Annotated in this window: 5 protein-coding genes; 4 read left to right on the forward strand and 1 reads right to left on the reverse strand. The window is 45.9% G+C overall.

What is annotated here, in order from left to right:
• Positions 1–787: 787 nt before the first annotated feature.
• The 3 genes from V2P20_RS00125 (at position 788) to V2P20_RS00135 (ending at position 4,165) form a co-directional block, all read left to right on the forward strand.
• Complete coding sequence (locus V2P20_RS00125; protein WP_331814716.1) at positions 788–1,732, forward strand: hypothetical protein; 945 nt, start codon at positions 788–790, stop codon at positions 1,730–1,732.
• 429 nt (positions 1,733–2,161) lie between these two features.
• Entirely contained in the window at positions 2,162–3,421 is a 1,260-nt protein-coding gene (locus V2P20_RS00130; RefSeq protein WP_331814718.1) for a tetratricopeptide repeat protein, read from the forward strand.
• Between the two features lie 432 nt (positions 3,422–3,853).
• On the forward strand, positions 3,854–4,165 hold the full coding sequence (locus tag V2P20_RS00135; RefSeq protein WP_331814720.1) for a hypothetical protein: 312 nt from the start codon (positions 3,854–3,856) through the stop codon (positions 4,163–4,165).
• 196 nt (positions 4,166–4,361) lie between these two features.
• Here V2P20_RS00135 and V2P20_RS00140 read toward each other — a convergent pair whose 3' ends face one another.
• Entirely contained in the window at positions 4,362–4,949 is a 588-nt protein-coding gene (locus tag V2P20_RS00140; RefSeq protein ID WP_331814722.1) for a hypothetical protein, read from the reverse strand.
• Between the two features lie 897 nt (positions 4,950–5,846).
• Between V2P20_RS00140 and V2P20_RS00145 the strand changes: the two genes are divergently transcribed.
• The coding region (locus tag V2P20_RS00145) for an NAD-dependent epimerase/dehydratase family protein (RefSeq protein WP_331814725.1) at positions 5,847–5,952 on the forward strand (106 nt) is incomplete at its 3' end.

Raw genomic sequence — 5,952 nt, forward strand, 5'->3', positions numbered from 1 at the left:
GTGAAAGTATTCGTTTTTTAAAATTTTAACCACAATATATTGTGCATTTTATATTTGCATATAACAGCATATAGACGTCAAAGAGAAAAATTTTGAATACTTTCACAGTCTCGTACGCATCGCGTACCTTTCTTGACTTGCGGTGTGCCGAAAAGCCCTGAAGCAGGTACGCAATGCGTACCCTACGAAGATGGGGAGACGCCAAATGCGGGGTTTATCAACCCAGCCTGCCACTGCTAAAACAGCGGTGCTCGGCGCGGCAAACGGGATGAAACCGCCCGTGCGTAACATCAGCTATTAAAATAGCTTATCCGATTATATTTTTTGAAAGGCCGTAAAGTAGGCCTTATTAAGCATTGCTAAAGTCGATTTTCTGCCACAACCTTCGTATGGATATAAATAACTCACGTTATTGCGCTAGCTAAGAATTTCTTAATAATTCCGAAATAAAATTAAGCAATAATGGTTTCTCTCTGGAGCTAGCGATTCTGATTGTCCTTCGGAGTTGCCAGACTTACATCAACCGAGTTTAGAGCAATTCTAATTTCTGGCAGGTCAGTTGGAGCGTTATACCTCGTAACCGGCTCTCTCAGTGTGAATTGATGAGAGATTCCAGACGGTTCTTCAAAATACCGGAACATTGAAGACTGCGGCCAGTTTCTGCATGGGAAGCCTGCTTGAAATTGAGGAGAGTGAATACAAGCTCTCCATGCCGATCAATCAATGACTAAATAGACAGTTGGATATGGATAAGATGAAGTCGGCAAGCAGGATTTATGGAGAGTCAATGAGATACAGCAAACTTGCACAACCTGAAGTACAGGCAAACCGGCGTAGCCAGATGCACAGCGATTCGTTCAAGCACGCTCACATATTAAGGAAGATCAAACCCTTTGACTGGGGCGACAGCAGACTAGGCATCAGGCGGGACGACATTGATGTTTTTAAAGCGGCGGCCCAGGTCTTCAATCACATTATCCTGGTTAGAGCGACCAATCCCGAGTCGTTGAAATACATCGGCAATAAGAATATGTATCCGAAGCCGATAGACTGCAAGGCAAAGACAGCCGATTGCGACGTTTATATACCATTTGCTTCCGGCCACATTATTCATGCAAAAACCGCCGGCCTGGTGGTTGATCCTACCTTGACGGGGGCGCAGGCTTTTAAGGATGGAAAGTATGCAAAAGCTGTTGAGGCCTGGGATGAGTTCCTTAAAGACAAAACGCCCTTTGAAAAATCAAAAAAAATATTCAAGCGGTATGGCAGCGAAAAAGGCTGTTTTGCCGTGGATACCGACATCAACAGTGAATATTATGGCTGCCTGATGATTTCCAGGGAAGATGCGCCTGCCAGTTTTGGCGAGGCGGCAGTGCCGAACTGGAGAAACAGCCATGCATGGATGGATAGCGCCAAGCATTCTACGTGCATGCAATATATACACGGTGATTATGATTTATACGCGCTGCTTAATCTGGATAATCCAAACGAGCGCCATCTGGAAAATGTAGTGTATGGCGTCAAGCACTATTACAGCCCGAAGCTTGAGGCGATTCAGGATTTCATTAACAAAGGCATCGGTACGCCCATGATCCAGCATGGTGACCAATTTCGCTATAAGCATCAGAGCGATAAAATCTATGCTTTCTATCCGAATAACAGCGTATATATCATTGACGAATCAACAGCTTCAATTGAAGAAATCTTTGAGATTGTCTATGGCGTCAATTGAACTCAAACGAGCAAAACGCATTAACGAAAAATAAAGCCCGTCATTGACATTGAGCGCAACACGGGCTCAATGCATTTCCCCTTTGAATAGCATAAAAATAGATCTTTATTGCCGGGGCAAGCCTTTAAAAAACTATCATGCTGTTGATACTGCCACTATCTGCGGCGCTGAAACAAGCTCATCAGGTAATTGCTGCTTCAGCGGCACGGACAATTTTCTCCCTCCGCCAAGACCAATAATCATAACAACTATAAATAGGATGATTGCAGTGCGGCTGGCATTAATCCCGATTACAATTAAGATATAGCGGTTTAATCAAGCAGATATAAGACCAAAAATATCATGAAATCTAATGAACGGCTTGCAGCCAAGAAAAACAAACGACGAAAACAGACACATCCGAGCAGTGCCTTATCGTCGGCGATTAGCATGCATCAAAAAGGGCATTTTGGTGAAGCCGAGAAAGTCTATAGATCAATTTTGAAAAGCCAGCCGGACAATCCCGATGCTCTGCATTTCCTGGGCGTGCTGCTGCATCAGACCGGCCAGAGCGACAAGGCCATCGCCAGCATCAGTCAGGCGCTCCGGATCAATCCGTTCTACCTGGACGCCTGCAATAACCTGGGCAATGTCTACAAGGAGACAGGCGACATGCAAAAGGCGGCCGAAACGTATCGGAAAGTGATCGACATGATGCCCAATCATGCCAGTGCCTGCAATAATCTGGGCGTTGTGCTAAGAAATCTAGGCGAGTACGAGGAATCGGTGCACGTATTGCTGAGAGCCGCCGAGCTAAGCCCGGGCAACGCCGATGTCTTCCAGAATCTGGGCAATACTTATCAGGAGCAGGACGAATACTACAAGGCGGCAGCCGCCTACCGGCAAGCCATTGCTATAAAACCTAACCACAAATACGCTTATGAGAGTTTGTGGCGGATGATGTTAAAAACGGGTCAGCCCGAGCAGGCCAGAAGCGTTTTGCAACGCTGGATCGAAGCCGATCCCGAGAGTCCGATTGCGAAGCATCATCTTTCCGCCCTTTTAGGCGAAGACATTCCCGACCGGGCTTCACAGGCTTACATACAGGACATATTCGACAAGTTTGCGGCCAGCTTCGACACAGTGCTAAACGGGCTTGATTACCGCGCGCCCGAGTTGGTCACGCAGGCAGTCTCCGTGCTTTTTCCCGAGCCCCGACAGGAGCTCAGAGTGCTGGATGCGGGCTGCGGCACCGGGTTGTGCGGGCCTTTGCTGCGGCCGTATGCCCGTACACTGGCCGGAGTTGACCTGTCCTCCGGCATGCTGAACAAGGCCAGGGGGCGCAATGTCTATGACGAACTGATCGAGGCCGATCTGGTGGAATATTTAAGCCGATATAAAGCCTTATTCGATCTGATCGTTTCTGCCGATACACTGGTTTATTTCGGCGAGCTCGGTCCTTTTCTGCAGGCTGCCGCGCATGCGCTGAATGCAGCGGGTGGCCTGGTTTTTACCGTGGAAAAAAGCGATGAAGACAGTGGCAATGGCTTTAAATTAAACCCTCATGGCCGTTATGCGCATACGCATGAGTATATAAAGGCTGCCTTGATGGCTTCGGGCTTTGATATGTGCGCGGCGGACACGGTTGTGCTGCGCAAGGAAGCAGGACAGCCAGTGATCGGCCTGCTGGTGACGGCTACCTTAAAATAGATTTTGATCAGCAAGGCAATCTGAACGGCGGATATGGGATGGCTTTGCCGTTATGGAGGCAATGATACTGATCGCAGATGCCTTATCTAATCGTGTTGATTGGTGGATGTAAAAGCAGCCACAGGACTTTGGGCCGGAGCTACGAGGGAAGGCGGCAGGGCGGTTGCTTGCTGGCCGGATATTTCCTTCAGCAGCTGGAAATCGGATATGAACTAACAAAGAAGTACTCAGTCACATTAAGGCAAAACAATAACAGGAAAATTGTCTTTTCTCAGCATTTTGATAGTGCTGAATAAGTATGATTTTATTTTCGTGGAATTAACCTTGGAGCGATTCCAGCTCCTGCTTATGTTGATTCGGTGCCTTGAGAAATATTTCATTGTTGCTTAAAGAAGAGGGCGCCATTTATCTAAAGTATTAAGGAGATATTTCATGTTGAAAAAAAAACTGTTTATGTCATTCCTGGTATCTTTGTTCGTCGCTTTCTTTTCTTCCATTTCCTTCGCTCAATCTGAATCAGAGCAACAAGAAGAAACTTTTAGCACAAATCCTAAAGAGCTAACCGGTAGAGCAGGAGATGTGCCTGTTTATTCTCATATCTATGGCGCTGATTTCATGACTGAGCAAGAGCGGTGCAATTATTTGCTGAAGCTGGATAGCATGAAAACAAAGGAAGAAAGGGATGCGTTTCGGAAGCAGCATCACGAAAAAATAGACATGCTTCGCAGAGAGAAAGGCGGCTAATAAATGGATTGTTGATCAGCTTCCGGCAATATGGGGGCTGGATATCGCAGATTGGGGCGAGGTACTCGCCGATTATAGGGTCGGCGAGCAGAACCGATGTTTATTCGGGACAACTAAAAATCCGGCTCGAAATCTCCGCATAGATTTTAAGTATCGCTTCTTTTGGTATTTTAGCCAGCCTGGTCAGTCAATTGCTCTAAACGATAGATCTCTGTTTGCGAGGAGTGAATAAACCTACTATTCCAAGACCGAACAACAGCAACGTAAGAGCAGTAGGTAGTAGAGCCAGCGCAAGAATGGCGGGGAGCGATGCTGTTGAAGGATGGCTGGCTGACATATGCAACGTGCCGCTTTCGCTTAGAGCCATTCGATTTTGGTAACCTTTAGCAATAGCATAGTAAAAATTCGCATTCAGATAGGTCTCAATAATGTCACCATACGAATTATTATATTGCCCGTTATCAGAACTAAAAACATCGCTGTCATTATAGGTTGCATAAAGGTTATGCGCTGTGCCGATGCTATCAGCATCCATATCTGTAATTGCTCTGGATAAGTCAGTTAGACTGAATGAGAAGTAACCATAGCAATCATTATTAGCGCTATACCGTGAAGCACAAGCCATGACGGTAGCGTTGTCAAATTCGCTGTCGAAATGATCGAGAGTTTGTGTTGTTTCAAGGCGATCGTTAGGCTCGATCCTGGTCATGGAGTTGGCTTGTGTAGCAGTAACGGATACCAGAAAAATCGCCAGTAAAATCCCTGCTCTGAATGTCTTTTTCATTATTCTTATTGATGCCCGTCTTGATTAACATCACATACTGAATATTATTTGCGCTGCAGTACTGGTAATAGGCTAACCTGACAGATACAACACGAGAAATAACAATTTGCTATAGAGCTTCAGTATGAGTATTGAAAGATTATCAAAAAGTACGATTGAGTTCAAAAATATCATATAGCGCAGGCTATTACTCAACCATTCTGAATGAAGCGATAGGTATTATCGGGCAGATGATTTTTAAGTCGCAAGTAAGTCTCGACCACCGGATAGCTTGAAATATTAATGTTATACTAACTGATGTTACGCAGTTAGCTGAAGTTAGATCGATTTAATAAATTATCGTTAGTTACTTGCTTTTAACAACCTGTGTAGGCTAGGTTGGAGCTTTAGCGGAAACCCGGCATGGGTGGCCGAAATGCTGGGTTTGGCAGCCTGGCCTACGGCTGCCCTGCCAAAATCAAGGCGAAATCCACGGTAGGGTACGCATCGCGTACCTTTCTTGACTTGCGGTGTGCCGAAAAGCCCTGAAGCAGGTACGCGATGCGTACCCTACGAAGATGGGGAGACTCCAAATGCTGGGTTTAGTAACCCAGCCTACCGCAGCTTTTAGCGGCGGTGCCCGGCGCGGCAAACGGGATGAATTCGCCGTACGTAACATCAGTTAAGGAACATGAACAAAATAATTTCCCAAGCAGCACAGTGCGAATGAATTCGCACCTACAACCTGAGCTATTTCATGCTCATCATTAACTGCGATGTTCGCCGCAAAACAGGAACATAAAGCGATTCGTACGTAACATCAGTTATACTAATTTAGATTTTGCAACTTGTGAGTTTATATTTTATGGCTTTAAACATTCATTTTTCGTTAACCAAACTGACGGCAGGCTCTAACCGATGAAAGTATTAGTCACCGGCACCGCAGGCTTTATCGGCAATCACGTAGCCATCAAATTACTGGAACGGGGCGATGAAGTCATCGGCGTGGATAATCTCAATGATT

The sequence above is a fragment of the Methylobacter sp. Wu1 genome, assembly GCF_036553575.1.
In the GTDB taxonomy this organism is placed as follows: Bacteria; Pseudomonadota; Gammaproteobacteria; order Methylococcales; family Methylomonadaceae; genus Methylobacter.